Source organism: Rhizobacter terrae, assembly GCF_003852895.1.
GTDB lineage: Bacteria > Pseudomonadota > Gammaproteobacteria > Burkholderiales > Burkholderiaceae_C > Albitalea > Albitalea terrae.
Window position 1 is genome coordinate 277158 of sequence record NZ_QUSW01000002.1, and the last position, 17948, is coordinate 295105.

Below are 17948 nucleotides of genomic sequence, written 5' to 3' on the forward strand. Positions count from 1 at the left end.
TGTCCGCGATGTCTCCCACCCTCAGCATGTACGAGGCCTCCGTGCCCGTGTTCGCGCGCTACCTGAACCAGCTCTCGGCCATGCTGGATCTCGCGCAGAAACACGCCCGCAAGCAGGGTCTGGATGCCAACACCCTGCTGCAGGCGAGGCTGTCGCCCACCATGTACCCCTTCATCAAGCAGGTGGAGATCGCCGCGGGCTTCGCCTTGCGCGCCTGCGCGCCGCTGGCCGGGCTGGACAAGCCCGCCGACCCCACGCACATCGACGGCTTCGACAGCCTGCAAAAGCGCATCCAGCAGGTGCTGGCCTTCCTCGAATCCATCACGCCCGAGCGCATGGCCGGCAGCGAGGACCGCGAATTCACGAGCCAGGCCGGACTGGAGCCAGTGTCGCTGCGCGGGCCGGTGTTCCTCACGCAGTACGCGCTGCCGAACTTCTTCTTCCACGTGACCACGGCCTACGCCATCCTGCGGCACATGGGCGTGGGCATCGGCAAGAGCGACTACGACGGGTTCCACACCTATGCGTGAGGCGGGCCTGGCTCGCGCCGCGCTGGCCCTGGCCCTGGCGGCGCCGGCGGCATGGGCGGGCGAGTCCGTGCAGCTGTTCGATGGCGCCGTACGTGCCGAGCTGCCCGACGGATTCACCCGCCTGTCCACCGATGAGCTCGCGAAGAAGTTCGCCAGGTCTGCGCGTGCGCCGGTGGCCGCGTTCGGCGATGCGTCGCGCACGAGCCTCATCGCCTTCACGCTGTCGGACCAGAAGGGGTCGTTCCAGCAGGAACAGCTGCCGCAGTATGTGGCCGCGATGGAGCAGATCCTGCCCAAGGCGGTGCCGGGCATCGTGTGGCATGCGAAGGAGGTCAAGCCGCTGTCGGGCCGGCCGTGGGCCCATCTGCGCTATGCATCGCCCACGGTGGACAAGGGGGTCGCCAACGACACCTGGTTCACGGCCTTTCGCGGGAACATCCTGGGCGTGAACCTGAGTTCGCCGGCGTCGCAATGGACGGCGATGGAACCAGTGCTCGTCAAGGCGGTGGGCAGTGTGCGCATCGATGACGCGCCGCCTTCGCCTGCTGCAAGTACAGTGTCGCGATGACCATTCAAATCGCCCCGCTTCACGCCAAGGACCGCGCCGGCTGGAACGCCCTGGCCCGCGGCTACAAGGCCTTCTACGAGACCCCCACCACCGACGCCGAGTACGACCGCGCATGGCTGCGCCTGCTCACGGGCGAGCGCGTGCACGGCTTGGGCGCCTCGCTCGACGGAAAGCTGGTGGGCATCACGCACTACTTCTTCCACACCAGCGTGTGGACCGATCGTGTGTGCTATTTGCAAGACCTCTTCGTCGACGAGACCGTGCGAGGCCGCGGCGTGGCACGCGCGCTCATCGAGGCGGTGGCCACCGAAGCCCGCGCCCAGCAAGCCGCGCGCCTGTACTGGATGACCCGCGAGAGCAACCACACGGCCCGCGCGCTCTACGACAAGCTCGCGAAGTTCAACGGCTTCATCCGCTACGAATACCCGATGGCGTGATGCCCCAGCGGCACATGCGCTAAGGTTGCGGCAGCGCGTGAAGGAGCCTGCCATGCCCACCCTCGACGAGGACATCGCCCGACAGTTGCAGCAAGCCGCCGAATCCGGCGAGTTGCAAAGCGCCCGCGGCTATGGGCAGCCCATGCAGGAGTCCGAAGGCTGGGCTCAGACGCCCGAGGCCTTGCGCATGCCCTTCAAGATCCTCAAGGATGCGGGCGTGGTGCCGCACGAGGTGGAGATGTTCCATGAACGTGCCCGCCTTCGTGCCGCGCTGGACGCCGCCGATACACCCCAGGCCCGGGAGGCGATGCAACGCAGGCTGAGCGAGCTGGAGCAGAGCTTGTCTTTGCGGCTTGAGTCCCTGCGCATCAACAGCAGGCTGTGACGCCATGAATGAAGGAACGCCCTCATGAGCACAGACGAACAAGCCATCCGGCAGATGATCGCGCTGTGGCACAGCGCCACCGCCCGCGGCGACGTGGAGACGGTGCTGGGCCTCATGGACGAGAACGCGGTGTTCCTCGTCACCGGCCAGCCTCCCATGCGCGGACGCACCGGCTTCGGGCAGGGGCTGCGCGGGCTGCTCAAGACGCACCGCATCGAATCCACCAGCGAGATCCAGGAGGCCGAGGTGTCGGGCAACCTGGCCTACGTGTGGAACCACCTGGTGGTGAAGGTCGTGGCGCTGGCTGGCAACAGCACGGTCACTCGCAGCGGCAACGCGCTCTCCATTCTTCACAAGCAGCCGGACGGGCAATGGCGCCTCGTGCGCGATGCCAACATGCTGGCCCCTTCATCCTGAGACCCATGACCGACGACGAGACCACGCTCCACGCGCAATGCCTTTGCGGATCCATCGCCTTGCGGGTCCGCGCCAGCGCCCTTTCGCCCATCCAGGTCTGCCACTGTTCGGTCTGCCGCAGGGCGCAGGGCGGGCCCTTCGCCACCAACATTCCCGCCGATGCATCGGGCGTGGAGTTCGTGCGAGGGAAAGACCATCTCAAGGGCTACGAATCGTCGCCTGGCAAGACGCGCTGGTTCTGCCCGACCTGCGGCTCGCCCATCCACAGCACCAAGGACACGCTGCCGGGCGTGCTGCGGCTGCGTGCCGGTCTCTTCACCGAGCCGCTGCCCGTGCGGCCGGTGTTCCATGCCCACGTGGATTCGGGCGTCACGTGGTGGCCGCTGAACGACGACCTGCCGCAATTCGCCGAAGGGGCGGATGCGAAGGCCTTGCCGGCGAAGATGACGGTGGATGTGACCGGCATCGACCACATCTACATCACCGTCACCGACATGGCCCGCGCCGAGGCCTTCTACGACCGCGTGATGCTGGCGGTGCTGGGCCATCGCAAGAACACCTTCAGCATCCACGGTGATCCGCACATCCAGTACTACAACCGGCATTTCGGCTTCGTGCTGCGGCCTGCGAGAACCGACCGGCCGCACGATTCGTATTCGGCCGGGCTGCATCACTTCTGCCTGCGTGTGGATTCCATCGCGGACGTTCAACAGGTCGCGAAGGCGCTGGCGGACCAAGGCATCACGGCCACGCCCGCCGAGAACTACCCGCAGTACGCCGACGACTACTGGGCGACCTTCTTCAACGACCCCGACGGCATCCGTCTGGAGATCACCAACTACCGGCAGGAACGCCGGCGCCGGCATGACCGCTGGCATCAGCTCGGCACGCCGGCCTGAACCCGACCTGATGCGATTCGCCGCCTTCTTCCGCAACGTGAACCTGGGCCGGCCCGGCAAGCCCACGCGCGAGCAGTTCGTGCAGGCTTTCGAGGCAGCCGGCGGGGCCGGCGTGCGCTCCTTCCTCACGCATGGCAACGCGGTGTTTTCCGCCAGTGGCAAGCGTGCGGCGCAGGCCGTGCTGCGCGATGCCTGCCAGCGCCTGGAGGATGTGTGCGGCCTGGCCGAGCCGGCCTTCCTGCGCAGCCTGGACAGCCTGGCGAAGCTGGTGGCTTCCGACCCGTTCGCCGACGGGCCGGACGACGACATCTACGAGCGCTGCGTGACCTTCGTGCCGCCCAAGGCCGTGCCCCTGCTGGAGTTGCCCGCCATCAACGCCCGGCGCGACGTGGAGATCTTCGCTGCCGGCGAGGCGGAATTCCTGAGCGTCTCCCGCAAGTTCACCGCCTCGCCCGGTTCGCCCAATGCCTGGCTGGAAAGGACCCTGGGCATGGACGCGACCACCCGGGCCTGGAACACCGTGGTGCGCATTTCGCGGCTCGAGGACTGACGTGCGCCGCTACTTCAACGAAACCGCAGCGCGGCACATCCTGGCCGATCCGCTGGGCTTTGCGTGGAGCACGCTCAAGGCCTTCAAGGCCAACCAGGGGCTGCTGCTCGCCGGCGCAGTGGCCTACTACGCGCTGCTGTCCATCGTGCCGATGCTGATCTTGTTCGTGATCGGCCTGTCGCACTGGATCGACCAGGGCGAGTTGCTGCGCACGCTGGGCCGCTACCTCGAATGGCTGGTGCCGGGGCAGTCGCGCGCCATCGTGGCCGAGCTCAAGAACTTCGTGGACCACCGTGACGTCGTCGGCTGGGTGCTGGGCGTGACGATGATCTTCTTCAGCTCGCTGGCCTTCACGGTGCTGGAGAACGCGATGTCGGTGATCTTCGAGCATCGCGTGGCCATCCGCCGACGGCACTTCGCCATCTCGGCGCTGCTGCCCTACTTCTACATCCTGCTGCTGGGCTTCGGCCTGCTCATCGTCACGCTGGTGGCAGGCAGCCTGCAGGCTTTCGGCCAGGAGCACTTCGAATTCCTGGGCCACGACTGGACGTTCGGCGGCTTCTCGGGCCTGCTGCTGTACCTGCTGGGCGTGGCCGGCGAGGTCTTCGTGCTGACCTCGGTGTACCTGGTGATGCCCGTGGGCCGGCTGTCGCTGTGGCACGCGCTGGTGGGCGGCGTCACCGCCACGCTGCTGTGGGAGATCACCCGGCACATCCTCGTGTGGTACTTCGCGACGCTGTCGCAGGTGAGCGTGGTGTACGGCTCGCTCACCACGGCGATCGTCGTGCTGCTCAGCCTGGAGATCGGCGCGACGCTGCTGCTGTTCGGGGCGCAGGTGATTTCGGAGTATGAGAGGTTGTGTCGGGGGGATGTGCCGGGCGATGGGAAGGGTGGTTGGGAGACGCCGTCGTAACGCTGCCGAATGCAAACTGAAGCAAACTGAATCGGTTCCTCAACTCAAGCCAGCATGTACCCCAGTTGGCGTTCGTGCCTCAGCGACAGCAGCACCACCTCTCGTTCAGAGTGCGCATAAAGCATGGCGTGGCGAGTCAATACGATTTCGCGCACCTCCGGCATGCCTGACGCTCTTGCGAGTTGAAGAGCTTGCTGTGCCTGGTACTGTCCCCAGCCTGTTTTGGCTTCGAGAAATTTCGCCGGTCGGCCACTCGTTGGCGCGAACGACAAGAGCCCTCGCGCCTTGACCAGTTCGGCCTGCAGTTTCTCGAAGCGTCCTGCCGCCGACGCAGCATCTTGCTCAACCATGAAACTGCGCACTGAACGCAAGCAGGCCAGAAAGTTCGGAACAGCGCGAACCTGGGCGTTGACTGGAATGCTCACCGGGCAGCTTTGACGCCGAGCGCCTCATCAAGTTCTTCTTCGGAAACAAACTGCCCGGCCAGGGCTTGTTGCAATCCTGTGATTGCATCCTGGGCGAGCACGAGATTGGCATGCTCAGCTTCGAGGGCATGGTAGTAGTCCAATCGCCGAGCATCGACAAGCGCTACATAGCTGGCGCCATTCTTGGTCAAGACTTTCTCGGCACCAGATCCCACGACATCCTCGGCCAGTTCGGTGAGGCGGGCACGGGCTTCGCTGATGGGAACAATGTCTGAAGCTCGAAGAACCATGCTCATCACCTATTAAAGAATTCGTTAACCCCAAGTGTAATACTCAACATCGCATCACGGCAGATCAACCAAACCGCCCCTGCAAAAACCACCCCTGCGCCTCCTCCGACACCGACATCGGCAAGCGCGCCCGATAGATCCACACCAGCGCACCATCACCCGCCAGGGCAATGAAGTAGTCGCGCTCGGCCAAGGCGTTGTCCCACCAGCCGGCCTCGATGCGTTCGGGGCCGCACACCAGTTGCAGCGGCTTGCCGTCCAGCAGGGGACGCAGTTGCCGCTCGGGCAAGGGTTCGGGCGTCGGCAGCAGCCACACAGGGCGTTGCGGCCCCTGGAGAGCAGGCGGGCTGTCTGGTGAATTCTTCATTGCGCTCGCCTGGGCCGCCAGCGCATCGGTGGCCCGCTCGGGCCGATGGTCTTCCACCGGCCGCAGCCGCTGCACCTGCCCCACGCCCAGCCGCGCCTGCAATCGCTCGATCAGCCGCGTGAGCCCTTCGCGCTCGCTCTTGGCCGTGGGAAAGAGTTCGGTGTTGGGCGGCGCGCGACGCAGCACCTCGTTGCAGTGCAGGCGAAGCTCCAGCGTCGGCGCGACCAGTTGCAGGTGCGCCAGCCGCTCGCGCAGCAGCACCTGCATGTGGCCGATGTCGCGAGAAGGTTCGGCCAGGGCGATCTGCATCGTGCTGTCTTCGGGCGTGCGGGCATCGTGGCGGTGGCGCGGCTCGTGCTGCATGTGCAGCGTGAAGCGGCTCACCTGCGAATGCTGCGCCGAGGCCCACGACACCAGCCGCGCCAGCAGGATGGACGCACCATGCAGCACCTGCTCGGTGGTGTCGGCCCGCGCGAAAAGTTCGAGCCGGCTGTCGAAGGATTCGCTCAGCGTCACCCAATCGCGCGGATCGGGCTGGATGCCGCGGGCACGGTCGATGTCATCGAGCAAGGCTTCGCTGAAGCGCCGGGCCAGCCCGCTGCGCGGCAGGCTGCGCAGGTCCGATAGCACGCGCAGGCCCATGCCCTGCAAGGCCTCCCAGTGCTCGCGGCCAGGGCCGAGCAGCCACACGGGCACGGCGTCGAGCATGCGGTTGAGCATGGACAGGCCATCGGCATGGCGGCCATCGCCCGGGTCAGGCATGCGGGCCAGCAAAGCTGCGCCCTTGGGCGTGGGCGCACTGGCGCAATGCACGGTGTGCTGCAGCGGCTGGAGCGCCGCATGCAGACGCTTCAGCAGCCGGTTGAGTCCGCCGAAGTAGCGCAGACTGGCCTGTACCTCCAGCAGCACCGTGTGCGGCGCGGCCTGCGGGTCTTCAGGAGGCTCGAAGGTGACCGATGGCGTGAAGGCCAGCGCCGCATGGGCCACGCCCAGGATGGCCTGCGCATCGCGTGCAGCATCGGCCTGGCCCAGCACGATGTCGGGTGCGAGCGCCAGGGCCGTGCCGCGCTTGAGGCCGGGTTTCACGCCCAGGGCCGATGCGGCAGGGTTGACGCAGGCGATGTGATGCGCATCCACCAGCGCCACGGGCTGAGGGCTGGTGTGCACGCTCTCGCCCGGTTCGTGAGCCAGCGTCGCGCCGAAGGATTCCAGCGAGAGCTGGGGAAGATGGAGGGCAATCCACAGCATGGTGGCGGGTGCGGGCTGCGCAACGCCTCGTCATGACGCGAGGTTGATGAAGGTCGCCGTCTGCAGGACCTGCGACAGCATCGACGCCGGCCAATCCTGCTGGGACTTGACCTGGGCCTGCGCTGCCCGGCGCTGCGCCGCGGCCGGCAGCACCGGTGGCAACGCCAGGCGGATGGGCGACTCCAGCGGCGGCCCACGACGCTTGAGCACGCGCAGGTGAAGCACGTCTGCGCCGCCAGGCTTCAGAGCCAGCCGCAAGGGAGCTGGCGTGGGCCGCTGCTGTGCCGCCATTTCGCGGATGACGAAGGCCGGCCCGTCGTGCGCATGCGCGGCAAGTTGCAAACGCCGCAGGCGCTCGGCCCGCAGGCGCGGCGGCAGCCAGGCCAGCACCGCGCCGACGTGACCACTCTTGAGCGCCTGCTCCAGCGCCCACAGGCTGTCGCTGCCGGGCACGGGCGTGCAGCGGGTGTCGATGATCAGCAGTTGCGACACGTCCAGACCCATCTGCGCCAGCGCCCAGGCGCACAGCTCTTCCGGCGGGTCGAACAGCATCACCAGCCGGCCGGCGGCCTGCACCTGCGCGAGGCAGCGGCTGAGCAGCCGCATCTCGCCCACGCCGGAATGCGGCAACAGCAGCTCGCTCAACACCCGCCGCGGCCAGCCGCCACCGGGCAATTCGGCATCCAGCGCGGGGAAGCCGCTGGAGATGGCGTGGTCGACCTGGCGTCCCAGCTGGTGGCCCAGCCACAGGTCAGGATGCAAGGTTTCAGGGGGCGGAGGCGCCGGCCGCCCAGCCTCGACCACGCCTGCACCCAAGCCACTGCGCGCCCGGGGCAAGGGCGCGGAAGCGGCGGGTGATGCGATGAGGGAAGGCATGGCGTCCATTGAAGATGACTGTATTTTTATACAGTATCCGACGCAAGGGAAAGGAATTTCTCACGCAGGCAACCGATCAACCAAAGTCAACCAACTACTTGCCAAAAGCAACCATTTGGTCGACCATCCAAGCATGGATTCCCCCGACCGCATCGAGGCCGTGCGCCGCTTCAACCGCTTCTACACACGCCGCATCGGCGTGCTGAACGAAGGGCTGCTGGACTCCGATTTCACCCTCACCGAATGCCGCATCCTCTGGGAGCTGGCCCACCTGGAAGACGGCCACGGCATCACTGCCACCGACCTGGGCCGCCTGCTGGACCTGGACGCCGGCTACCTCAGCCGCCTGCTACGCGCCCTGAAGGACCGCCAGCTCGTGAAGGCCACGCGCAGCGAAGATGACGCCCGCCAATCCATGCTGCAACTCACCCCGGCCGGCCGCCGCGCCTTTGCCCCGCTGGACCGCCGCTCGCAGCAGCAGGTCGACACGCTCCTCGGCCGCCTGAGCGACACGCAGCAGGCCGAGCTGCTGCAGGCCTTCCAGCGCGTGCAGGGCCTGCTCGACGAACCAAGCGGCAAGTCCGCGAAGAACAGCTTCATCCTGCGTGCACACCGCCCGGGCGACATGGGCTGGCTGGTGTCGCGGCACGGTGCACTCTATGCCCGCGAATACCACTGGGACATGCGCTTCGAAGCGCTGGTCGCGCGCATCGCGGCGGACTTCATCGACCACTTCGACGCCCGCCGCGAGGCCTGCTGGATCGCCGAGCGCGACGGCATCAACATCGGCTGCGTGTGCCTGGTGCAGGCGCGCGACGAAACCACGCATGAGCCCATCGACGGCGTCGCCCAGCTGCGGCTGCTCCTGGTGGAGCCTTCCGCCCGCGGCCTGGGCCTGGGCGAGCGGCTGGTGGCCGAATGCCACCGCTTCGCACGCGACGCCGGCTACCAGCGCGTGCGGCTGTGGACCAACAGCCTGCTGGGCGCCGCGCGGCGCATCTACGCCAAGGCCGGCTACCAGCTCATCGCGAGCGAGGCGCACCACAGCTTCGGGCATGACCTGATCGGCGAGACTTGGGAGCTGGACCTCGCCACGCACCCATGACCTCCACGACCTGCCCCTGCGGGACCGCCCTGCCCTATGCCCACTGCTGCGGCCGCTACCACGCTGGCGAACAGCACCTGATGGCGCCCACCGCCGAAGCCCTCATGCGTTCGCGCTACAGCGCCTTCGTGCTGGACCTGCGCGACTACCTGCTGGCCACCTGGCACGCCAGCACGCGGCCGGCCGAGCTGGAGCCGAACCCGCCTGGGCTGAAATGGCTGGGACTGGAGGTGAAGCAATCAGCCCAGCAGGACGCCGGGCATGCCACGGTGGCGTTCGTGGCCCGCAGCAAGCTGGGCGGACGCGCCCACCGGCTGCATGAGACCAGCCGCTTCGTGCGCGAAGACGGCCGGTGGTTCTACGTGGACGGCGACGTCGCCTGAAACGATCGGCTCAGGCGAATTCCTGGCGGATCACCGGCGACATCAGCGAGCGGATGATCCAGGCGAGCACCATGCAGGCGCCCAGCGTCACCAGCACCGCCATCACGCGGGCCGCGGTGACGAAGCCGCCGAAGACGTCCAGCACCTGGGTGGGCAGCGTGGCGCGGGTGAGCGTGGCGGACACCACCGACTGCACCACCTCGTGCTGCAGCCACAGCCCGGCCAGGTTCACCACGATGGCGGTGGCCAGCACGCCGATGAACACGCGGCGCGCCCAGTCCAGGCGCATCAGCAGGCCGATGGCCGAAGCCAGCGTGGCGAGGGACAGCGCCAGGCCGGCGGCGAGCACGCCGGGCAGGTAGGTCATGAGCAGTCCGCTCACGAGTGGAAGGGATTTGACGTCGGCCGGCTGGTAGACCCCGCCGACCATCAGCGAGGCGACCTGCGCGTTCTGGATGAGCGCCGAGGCGCTGGCCAGCACACCAAGAATGATGAACACCCAGGCCGTGAGGGTGACGAACAGTGAACGGGCTCCGACGTTGATGGTGTGCGGCATGGAACTGCTCCTGGGCGCGGCAACGTGGCGGGGGCTCCGCAATGGTCGTTGGGAAATGTGCAGCGCTAGCGAATTTTCAGCAGCCTGTCTTCGCCACGCATTCCCCCGCTTGGGGGCTCCCCCCATGTTCTTGGGAGGGGCTTGTGAGGTTCTCGCCACACAAGGTCTTCGGCGATGCGGCCGATGGCCCTGCCCGGTTATGGACACAATGCCGGACCGCACGCTCGCGGCGCCCTCCTTCCAGCATGAATCCCGGAATCCTCTACGCCGGCCTCGCCTACGTCATCTGGGGCCTGTTCCCGCTGTACTTCAAGCAGATCGCGGCCATCTCGCCGCCGGATGTGCTGGCCCACCGCATCGTGTGGTCGGTGCTGTTCGTGATGCTCATGCTGGCCGTGAAACGCCACTGGGAGTGGATCCGCCCGGCCCTGCGGCAGCGGCGCGTCGTCGCCACCTTTGCGCTCACCTCGGTGCTGCTGTCGGCCAACTGGCTCACCTACATCTGGGCCGTCACCCACGGCCACGTGGTCGACGCGAGCCTGGGCTACTTCATCACGCCGCTGGTGAACGTGCTGCTGGGCTACACCGTGCTGAAGGAACGGCTGCGACCCGCGCAGTGGACGGCGGTGGCCCTGGCCGCCGCGGGCGTGCTGTGGCTGGCCCTCCAGGGCGGACAGGTTCCGTGGATCGCGCTGGTGCTGGCCTGCACCTTCGGCACCTACGGGCTGCTGCGCAAGACAGCCGCGCTCGGGCCGCTGGAAGGGCTCACGCTGGAGACCGGCGTGCTGCTGCCGCCAGCGCTGGCTTTCCTGGCGTGGTCGCTGGCCTCGGGTCACACGCAGTTCCCGACGGGCAGCGGCGTGGTCGACCTGATGCTCGTGGGCATCGGCCCCATCACCGCCGTGCCGCTGCTGCTGTTCGCCGCAGGGGCGCGACGCATCCGGCTGAGCACGCTGGGGCTCTTGCAGTACATCGGCCCGAGCATCCAGTTCGGGCTGGGCGTGTGGCTGTACCACGAGCCCTTCACCGGCCCGCGCGTCATCGGCTTCGCGCTGATCTGGACCGCCTTGCTGATCTACAGCGCGGAAAGCCTGCTGCAAGGCCAGGTCGCCGCGCGGCGCCAGCCGGCGATGGAACCGGAATAGGAATAGGCGCGATCAGCCGAATCGCACGGCGTAGATGGGCGGCAGGTGGTTGGACACCGTCGTCCAGGAATCACCGCCATTGCCCGTGGCCCACAGGCTGCCCGTGGTGCTGCCCATGAGCAGGTGATCGCCGTCGGGGGCCACGTCCAGCCCGTGCCGGTAGGTCAGGTCGTAGCAGGCCTCCTGCGGCAGGCCTTCGCGCAGCGTTTCGAAGGTCTTGCCGCCGTCGCGCGTGCGGTTCACCACGAGCTGCCCCTCCACGGGAATGCGCCGCTGGTCGGCCACGCCCGGCACGAACCAGGCCGTCCCGGGCCTGGAGGGATGCACCGCCACCGCGAAGCCGAAGCTCGACAGCGGCGCCTTCACTTCTTCCCAGCGTGCCGCGTTGTCGCTGGTCTTCCAGATGCCGCAGTGATGCTGCGTCCACAGCACCTCCGGCGCGCTCGCACAGCGCACGATGCGATGCGGGTCCTGCGTGTTGGGGTTCTCGGCCTGCTCGGGCGGCATGTAGGCGGCATGCATGCCGTCGCAATGCACCGACCAGCTTTGCCCGTCATCCCTGGTGATCCACGCACCGCCGCAGCTCACGCCCACGAGGATTTCACCGGTGCGGGCGGGATGCGGGCAGATGGAATGGATGCCAGGCACGTCGTAGCCGCCGCCGAACCACTCGGTGCGCTCGGGGCGGTTCCACAGCGCATCGTTGAGCGTCCAGCTCGCGCCGCCATCGTCGGAGCGGAACAGGCCGCCCGGCAAGGTGCCGGCCCACACCGTGCCATTGCGTGCTTCCATGGACCAGATCTGCACCATCTTCCAGGCCGGCCCCTTGGCGTCCGCCGGCTGCTCCGGATAGGTGGGCGTGGCCACCTCCTGCCAGGTCTTGCCGCCGTCGTCCGACGCATGCACCTTCACGCCGAAGTGCCCGAGGTTCAGCGCCGCCAGCATGCGGCCGGAGGATGTGGGCGGCAACACCATGGACACCGGCTCGCCGAGGAAGCTCACGTTGGCGATGCGCCAGCCGGCCCGGTCATTGCGCAACTCGAACAGGCCCTTGCGTGTGGCCACCCAGGCACGGTCGCTCATCGTCGTCTCCCCTCGTTGTCAGGACTTCAGGACACAGGACTCAACCACCCGACAAGGCCTGCAGCACGTAGACCTTGCTGTCGGGATTCAAGGCATCGTTCAAGGCGACGCGATCGGTGGTGCGGCGGCCATCGATGAACACGACGACGTTGGCCCGCAGGTGCCCCTGGTCGTCCAGCACGTAGCCGCGCAGGCGGGGGTTGATCGCGAAGGTGGCTTCGAGACCGGCGCGCAGGTCCGTGGCGGGCGTGTCCACCACGGGCGTGTCGGTGAAGCGCCGCAGTTGCGGCGTGAACTCGAAGCGAGGCATCCGGCGATGATGCCTCGGAACGCCGGCCTGGGAAAGCGGGCGGCAGCAGGCGGGTTACTTCAGATCACCCGCCAGGCTGGCCAGGGTCTCGGGCGCGATCACCACATGCGACGGATAGTTCGTGTGGTCGCACCCCAGCTTCACGCTCGCCCCCGCGCGCACCGCCTCGCGCGCGGGCTGCGGAAACTCGAAACGTAAAAAGTGCACTGACGAGGTCTTCTCGTCGTTCTCGCGGTCCAGATCCTCGTCGGCAATCGCATAGACGCGGCTGTGCCCTTCCACCTCGACGAACATGCGGTCTTCCACGCCAATGAGCCGCGCCAGCTCGCGCTTGCGCTCATGCGCATCGGGGTACTCGATGAGCATGGTGGCTTTCCAGTTCGTGCCGTCGGGCACCAGGGGCGCGTAGGCCTCGATCTCGCCCTGGATGCCGTCCTCGTCGAAGATCTTCTCGATGTGCAGCATCTCCTGGATCTGCCGGCGGATGGTCTGCTCGTCCTCGAACTGCACGGTGATGTGCTCGCCCAACTGCACCGAGCGCAGCTTGCGGTGCTCGATGGCCTGCGCGCGGGCCGTCTTGCGGATCTTCGAATACGCCTCCAGCGTCATGAGGCTGTCGCGGGTGATGGTTGCCATGGTTTCAAACTCCGCAAGTTCGGTCAGAGGCCATACGCGATGCGCACGAGGCTCAAGGGATGCTGCAGCTGCGCATCGGGCAGCGAGTTCACCTGCAGTCCCTGCTTGATGTGGTGCCCGGCCAGCTGGCAGTCGGAGCTGATGTAGTCGGGCTGGTCCTTGGCCATGGCCTTGAAGACGGGCTTGCCGATCTTCATCGCGATCGGATGCGTGGCCGTCTTCACGCCGTAGGTGCCGGCATGGCCTGAACAGCGCTCGACCGTGTTGAGCTGCACCGTGACCTTCTGGCCGATGAGCTTGAGCATCTCCTCCGTCTTGCGGCCGATGTTCTGCACGCGGCCGTGGCAGGGGATGTGGTAGCTGACCTTGCCCAGGTCGTTCTTGAAGTCGGTCTTCAAGAGGCCATCCTTGTTGCGCCCCACGAAGTATTCGAAGGGGTCGAACATCGCCTCCTTCACCGCCTGCGTTTCCTTGCACTGCGGGAACATCAGCGGCAGTTCCTGCTTGAACATCAGCGTGCAGCTCGGAATGGCCGAGAGGATGGCGTAGCCGTCCAGCGCATAGCGCGCCAGCATGGGCATGTTGGCCTCCTTGTGCCTGGCCACTTCATCGAGGTCGCCCAGCTCCAGCTTGGGCATGCCGCAGCACTTCTCCTTCTCCACGATGACGTACGGGATCTCGTTGTGCTCCAGTAGCTTGACGAGGTCGTGCCCGATGCCCGGCTCGTTGTAGTTCACGTAGCAGGTGGAGAAGATCGCCACTTTGCCCGGCGTGCGCTCGCCGTTCTTCACCGCGGTGGCGCTGCCCTGCTTCTTGGCGCTCCAGCGGAAGCGGCTGGAGGCAAGGTCGGGCAGCCAGGCGTCGGGGTGCACGTGCAGTGTCTTGTCCAGCAGCTTGCGCATCGGCTGGGTCTTGTTCAGCGCATTGGCCACCTGCACCACCACCGGAATGCCGGCGAACTGGCCGTGCTTGTCGGTGGACGCGAGGAACTGCTCGCCGCCGCCCACGCCGCCCTTCTTGAACTTGATGGCCTTGGCCCGCAGCATGGTGTGCGGGAAGTCCAGGTTCCACGGGTGCGGCGGCACGTACGGACACTTGGTCATGTAGCACAGGTCGCACAGGTAGCACTGGTCGACGACCTTCGCGTAGTCCTTCTTGTCCACGCCGTGCACTTCGCCGTCGGCGGTCGCGTCGACCAAGTCGAACAGCGTCGGAAAGGACTGGCACAGCGACACGCAGCGGCGGCAGCCGTGGCAGATGTCGAAGACGCGCTCCAGCTCCTTCTCGCAGGCAGCCTCGTCATAGAACGCGGGGTTCTTCCAGTCGATGGCGTGACGGGTCGGTGCGTCGAGGTTGCCTTCACGGGACATGCGGGTGTTCCTCTGTCGTTCGTCGTCGAATGGCGGCTGCCGTGCACGCACGGCAATCGGCATTCCTCAAACGACGAGGGGCCGCAACAGCCCCTCGTCGGATGAGCGGGTCGAGGGAATCAGTCCACCAGGGCGTCCAGCGCCTTCTGGTAGCGGTTGGCGTGCGAGCGCTCGGCCTTGGCCAGCGTCTCGAACCAGTCGGCGATCTCGTCGAAGCCTTCTTCGCGCGCCTGCTTGGCCATGCCCGGGTACATGTCGGTGTACTCGTGCGTCTCGCCGGCCACGGCAGCCTTCAGGTTGTCGCGCGTGGGGCCGATGGGCAGCCCCGTGGCCGGATCGCCCACCGCCTCGAGGAATTCGAGGTGGCCGTGCGCGTGGCCGGTCTCGCCTTCAGCGGTGGAGCGGAACAGTGCCGCGACGTCGTTCTGGCCTTCGATGTCGGCCTTGTTTGCGAAATACAGGTACCGGCGGTTGGCCTGGGATTCGCCCGCAAAGGCGTCCTTCAGGTTCTGCTCGGTCTTGGAACCCTTCAAACCCATGTCGCTCTCCTAGGAGTTGTGAGTCGGGAACATGCGGCCACCGCATGCTCGGCGGCACGGCGCAACCGTATCGCAGCGGGCACCGGCTTGCCAATACAAAGCTTCAATGCGGGTCATTGGCCTCGGCTATGGTCAATTCTCAATTGATAGTCATTCTCATCTGACCTGCCGAGGGAGCCTCATTCAAGCTCGAGCAGCCCCTTGGCGAGCTCGCACAGCCGGGCACCCGGGTCCACCAGGTCATGCAGGATGTTGAAGTGGTTCAGCCCCGGCAGCATCTCGCTCACCGGCACGACCTTGCGGCCCCAACGCTCCTGGATGAGCGCGGCGTGGCGCTGGAACTCCTCGCTTTCCTCGCCGCCAGCCACTGCATACAGCGTGCCCTTGGGGGCCGCAAAGCCGGCCGGACTCAGCTTGCGCACCGAGGCCGGCGTGAGCTTCAGGTCGGGCTGGAGGAAGCTCGTGCGGCGGATGCCGTCGAGGTCGAACACGCCGGAGATCGCCAGCACCTTGTTCACCAGCCGGGCCGGCAGGTCGCGGCCCACAGCCTTCCAGTCGCAGCACATCAGCATCGCCGCGAGGTGAGCGCCCGCCGAATGGCCCGCCACGACGATGCGCTTCGGATCACCGCCGTACAGGTGGGCATGGCGCGACACCCAGGCCAGCGCCTTCACCATCTGCAGCGCGATGCCCTCGACGCTGTTGGCGGGACACAGCTGGTAGTTGGGCACCACGACCAGCGCGCCCGCGTTCACGAAGGCCGGCGCGACGAAGGAATGGTCGCGCTTGTCCATCGCTCGCCACCAGCCGCCGTGGATGAACACCAGCACCGGCGCGTTCGCGCGCGTTGTGGGAAAGACGTCCAGCGTCTCGTCGGGCCCGCTGCCGTAGGCCACGTCCAGCCGGCGCGAGAGGCTGTCGCGCGACAGCACCGACGCCCGCGCCCAGCGGCCTAGGATGTCCGGATGACCGGGCACCCTCGCACGGTTGTTGAATTGCGCGTCGTACCAGGCGGCATCTTTCTTGGGCATGGGCTTGTCCTCTCAAGTCGTGCGAGCCCGCTTTCTACCCGCAAGCCACCAAGTCGCCAAGGGCGATCAACCCCTGCTTTTTGTTTGCTAAACTGGCGGACGCAGTGGGGGGGTAGCTCAGCTGGGAGAGCGCCGCGTTCGCAATGCGGAGGTCGGGAGTTCGATCCTCCTCCTCTCCACCACTGACATTCCAAGAAAACAGCCCCACCAGGGGCTGTTTTCTTTTCTGCGATGCGACGCCCTGAAGCGCCCTCGGCCTCCTACTTGATCAACGACAGCGTGCCCACGTTGAAGCTCACCGCGCGCTCGCTCACGGGCTCGGGCGCGTCGGCAATCTCGATGGCGGTGAGGGATTGCAGCGTGGTCTTCACGTCCACACCTTGCGAACCGCAGTAGTCCGGCGGCGCGAACTGCGAAAGCTCGATGCGGTATTCCGTGACCTGCGGGCTCACAGGCAGCATCCGGATGGGATAGCAGCCCTTTTGCCCGATGACGGGGTCATCGCCCACCAGCCGCAGGCGCAGCTGGCTCACCGTATAGCCCGCCAGGTGAACCCTCAGCGTCTTGAATTCGGTGGCGACCACCGGCTTCGGCGCAACCAGCACGATGCCGACGCCCGCCCACTGGCTGCCGCCGCGGGTGTTGAACTGTCCCGTCACGTTGAGCACGCCGGTGGCGCGCACCGTGATGTCGCCCAAGGCCGCATCGCCGGGCTGCTCGGAATAGATCAGGCCCTGGATGGTTCCTCCGTCCACTGTCGCCGTGGCGCCGTTGAATGCCGTCCACAGGCGCTCCGTGCCTGCTGCTGCCGTGGCAGCCGGAACGATCGTCGTGGTGCTGGGCGGAGCCAGTGCCAGCAGGGGGGCAGGTGCCGGCGCAGGCGTCTCGGCCTGCGCAGGGCGGGAGGCCTGCGGCTTGGGCGGTGCTACTGCCGCAGTGACACGCCGCGGCGGCGGCGCCACCGGTGCATGCGCTTCGACCTCCCGACGCAGCTTGACCTCCACCCGGCCCGCTTCCAGGATACGGCGAAATGGACTCACGGCCAGGCGCTTGGCCTGCTCATCGGCCTTCTCCGGATCCGGCATGCTGGCGGGCACCTGCGCAGTCGCCGCCACGGCCAGCGTCCCCAGCGCGACGGCAAATGCGCGAGCAGGCCAGGTGGTGCGATTCGAATGGCGCATCACTGCTCCCTCCACTCAGCGCGTGAGGGCGATCGTGCCCACGCCAAAACTCGCGGCGTGATCACGCACCGGACCCGCGACCTCGGTCACTTCGATGGCGGTCAGGCTCTCCAGGGTGGGCTTGGCGGCCACACCCTTGGCCCCGCAATAGCTTTCCGGCGCAAAGCGATCCAGCGGGATCCGGTACTCGGCCACATCGGGCTTCACCATCTGCATGACCATCGGGTAGCACCCCATGCGCTGGATGGCTTCGTCAGGCCCGACCAGACGCACACGCAGGCGACTGCTGGTCGTGGAGCCAAGCCGGATCGTCAGGAACTTGTACTCGCCTGCTTTCACCGGAATCGACTTCGGCGCGCCGATGTTGACGGCCACGCCTGCCCACTGGCTCGCCCCCTTGCCGAAGAATTGCCCGCTCACGGCCAGCACGTCGCCGCGCAGCGCCGTCGGCGACACGGTCGCATCGCCTTGCTTTTCGGAAAACGCGAAGGCACCGATGGACCCGCCTTCGGAAGTGCGCGACATGTTCTTGAACGTGGCCCAAACCTTGTCGGGCGCCTCGCCTTGCACGGCGGGCGGCGAGGCCGGTGCCACGGCCGGCTGGACGGCAGGCTCGGACGGCGAGCCCGTGCGAAACAGGGAACAGGCGCTCAGCAAGGCACACGCCGCAGGAACAAGAAAGGAACTGATCTTCATGGCGTCTC

General features: G+C 67.0%; 24 protein-coding genes and 1 tRNA gene. 12 read left to right on the plus strand and 13 right to left on the minus strand.

What is annotated here, in order from left to right; genetic code table 11:
- Positions 1-8: 8 nt before the first annotated feature.
- The 8 genes from DZC73_RS08235 to DZC73_RS08275 are packed head-to-tail and all read left to right on the plus strand — an operon-like array spanning position 9 to position 4699.
- A complete protein-coding gene (locus tag DZC73_RS08235) occupies positions 9-530 on the plus strand; it encodes a DUF1993 domain-containing protein (protein ID WP_161974499.1) in 522 nt (173 codons plus the stop codon).
- The gene (locus tag DZC73_RS08240; protein WP_124539758.1) at positions 523-1098 is read left to right on the plus strand and encodes a hypothetical protein; all 576 of its coding nucleotides are present in this window, start codon (positions 523-525) and stop codon (positions 1096-1098) included. Before DZC73_RS08235 ends, DZC73_RS08240 begins: the two co-directional genes overlap by 8 nt.
- On the plus strand, positions 1095-1535 hold the full coding sequence (locus tag DZC73_RS08245; protein WP_124539759.1) for a GNAT family N-acetyltransferase: 441 nt from the start codon (positions 1095-1097) through the stop codon (positions 1533-1535). Before DZC73_RS08240 ends, DZC73_RS08245 begins: the two co-directional genes overlap by 4 nt.
- Before the next feature lie 52 nt (positions 1536-1587).
- Positions 1588-1920 (plus strand): DnaJ family domain-containing protein, encoded by a 333-nt coding sequence (locus tag DZC73_RS08250; protein WP_124539760.1) that lies wholly within the window; start codon positions 1588-1590, stop codon positions 1918-1920.
- A 24-nt stretch (positions 1921-1944) separates the two neighbouring features.
- Positions 1945-2337: a YybH family protein gene (locus DZC73_RS08255; RefSeq protein ID WP_124539761.1), complete on the plus strand. Its 393-nt coding sequence runs from the start codon at positions 1945-1947 to the stop codon at positions 2335-2337.
- 5 nt (positions 2338-2342) lie between these two features.
- Positions 2343-3236: a GFA family protein gene (locus tag DZC73_RS30155; protein ID WP_235835041.1), complete on the plus strand. Its 894-nt coding sequence runs from the start codon at positions 2343-2345 to the stop codon at positions 3234-3236.
- Entirely contained in the window at positions 3202-3786 is a 585-nt protein-coding gene (locus DZC73_RS08270) for a DUF1697 domain-containing protein (protein ID WP_235835042.1), read from the plus strand. Before DZC73_RS30155 ends, DZC73_RS08270 begins: the two co-directional genes overlap by 35 nt.
- A gap of 1 nt (position 3787) precedes the next feature.
- Positions 3788-4699, plus strand: a complete 912-nt coding sequence (locus DZC73_RS08275; protein WP_407924094.1) for a YihY/virulence factor BrkB family protein — start codon at positions 3788-3790, stop codon at positions 4697-4699.
- Between the two features lie 44 nt (positions 4700-4743).
- Here DZC73_RS08275 and DZC73_RS08280 read toward each other — a convergent pair whose 3' ends face one another.
- The 4 genes from DZC73_RS08280 to imuA are packed head-to-tail and all read right to left on the minus strand — an operon-like array spanning position 4744 to position 7905.
- Positions 4744-5124 carry a hypothetical protein gene (locus DZC73_RS08280; RefSeq protein ID WP_124539763.1) on the minus strand — a complete coding sequence of 127 codons (381 nt, stop codon included), beginning with the start codon at positions 5122-5124 and terminating at the stop codon, positions 4744-4746.
- Positions 5121-5420: a type II toxin-antitoxin system Phd/YefM family antitoxin gene (locus DZC73_RS08285; RefSeq protein ID WP_407924095.1), complete on the minus strand. Its 300-nt coding sequence runs from the start codon at positions 5418-5420 to the stop codon at positions 5121-5123. Before DZC73_RS08285 ends, DZC73_RS08280 begins: the two co-directional genes overlap by 4 nt.
- Positions 5421-5478: 58 nt before the next feature.
- Positions 5479-7029: a Y-family DNA polymerase gene (locus DZC73_RS08290; RefSeq protein ID WP_124539764.1), complete on the minus strand. Its 1551-nt coding sequence runs from the start codon at positions 7027-7029 to the stop codon at positions 5479-5481.
- A gap of 30 nt (positions 7030-7059) precedes the next feature.
- A complete protein-coding gene (gene imuA / locus DZC73_RS08295) occupies positions 7060-7905 on the minus strand; it encodes a translesion DNA synthesis-associated protein ImuA (RefSeq protein WP_124539765.1) in 846 nt (281 codons plus the stop codon).
- A 133-nt stretch (positions 7906-8038) separates the two neighbouring features.
- Between imuA and DZC73_RS08300 the strand changes: the two genes are divergently transcribed.
- Together DZC73_RS08300 and DZC73_RS08305 are read left to right on the plus strand one after the other, a co-directional pair.
- Complete coding sequence (locus DZC73_RS08300) at positions 8039-9010, plus strand: bifunctional helix-turn-helix transcriptional regulator/GNAT family N-acetyltransferase (protein WP_124539766.1); 972 nt, start codon at positions 8039-8041, stop codon at positions 9008-9010.
- Positions 9007-9393, plus strand: a complete 387-nt coding sequence (locus DZC73_RS08305) for a YchJ family protein (RefSeq protein ID WP_124539767.1) — start codon at positions 9007-9009, stop codon at positions 9391-9393. The genes DZC73_RS08300 and DZC73_RS08305 overlap by 4 nt, the downstream gene beginning before the upstream one ends.
- Positions 9394-9403: 10 nt before the next feature.
- Here DZC73_RS08305 and DZC73_RS08310 read toward each other — a convergent pair whose 3' ends face one another.
- Positions 9404-9949, minus strand: a complete 546-nt coding sequence (locus tag DZC73_RS08310) for a hypothetical protein (RefSeq protein WP_124539768.1) — start codon at positions 9947-9949, stop codon at positions 9404-9406.
- A gap of 245 nt (positions 9950-10194) precedes the next feature.
- Here DZC73_RS08310 and rarD point away from each other — a divergent pair, with 245 nt between their 5' ends.
- Entirely contained in the window at positions 10195-11094 is a 900-nt protein-coding gene (rarD, locus tag DZC73_RS08315) for an EamA family transporter RarD (RefSeq protein WP_124539769.1), read from the plus strand.
- A 12-nt stretch (positions 11095-11106) separates the two neighbouring features.
- Here rarD and DZC73_RS08320 read toward each other — a convergent pair whose 3' ends face one another.
- The 6 genes from DZC73_RS08320 to DZC73_RS08345 form a co-directional block, all read right to left on the minus strand.
- Entirely contained in the window at positions 11107-12177 is a 1071-nt protein-coding gene (locus DZC73_RS08320; protein WP_124539770.1) for a WD40/YVTN/BNR-like repeat-containing protein, read from the minus strand.
- Positions 12178-12217: 40 nt separating this feature from the next.
- Positions 12218-12487, minus strand: coding sequence for a MoaD/ThiS family protein (locus DZC73_RS08325; protein ID WP_124539771.1), 270 nt, complete (start codon positions 12485-12487; stop codon positions 12218-12220).
- A 54-nt stretch (positions 12488-12541) separates the two neighbouring features.
- Positions 12542-13123 (minus strand): DUF3501 family protein, encoded by a 582-nt coding sequence (locus tag DZC73_RS08330; RefSeq protein ID WP_124539772.1) that lies wholly within the window; start codon positions 13121-13123, stop codon positions 12542-12544.
- 23 nt (positions 13124-13146) lie between these two features.
- On the minus strand, positions 13147-14493 hold the full coding sequence (locus DZC73_RS08335; protein WP_124539773.1) for a heterodisulfide reductase-related iron-sulfur binding cluster: 1347 nt from the start codon (positions 14491-14493) through the stop codon (positions 13147-13149).
- Between the two features lie 119 nt (positions 14494-14612).
- Entirely contained in the window at positions 14613-15032 is a 420-nt protein-coding gene (locus tag DZC73_RS08340; protein ID WP_124539774.1) for a rubrerythrin family protein, read from the minus strand.
- A gap of 179 nt (positions 15033-15211) precedes the next feature.
- Entirely contained in the window at positions 15212-16063 is an 852-nt protein-coding gene (locus DZC73_RS08345; protein ID WP_124539775.1) for an alpha/beta hydrolase, read from the minus strand.
- A 106-nt stretch (positions 16064-16169) separates the two neighbouring features.
- Between DZC73_RS08345 and DZC73_RS08350 the strand changes: the two genes are divergently transcribed.
- Positions 16170-16245, plus strand: a tRNA-Ala gene (locus tag DZC73_RS08350).
- A gap of 78 nt (positions 16246-16323) precedes the next feature.
- On the opposite strand, the gene DZC73_RS08355 is transcribed toward DZC73_RS08350, so the two are convergent.
- Positions 16324-17244 (minus strand): hypothetical protein, encoded by a 921-nt coding sequence (locus DZC73_RS08355; protein WP_124539776.1) that lies wholly within the window; start codon positions 17242-17244, stop codon positions 16324-16326.
- A gap of 15 nt (positions 17245-17259) precedes the next feature.
- Complete coding sequence (locus DZC73_RS08360; protein WP_124539777.1) at positions 17260-17940, minus strand: hypothetical protein; 681 nt, start codon at positions 17938-17940, stop codon at positions 17260-17262.
- Positions 17941-17948 lie beyond the last annotated feature (8 nt).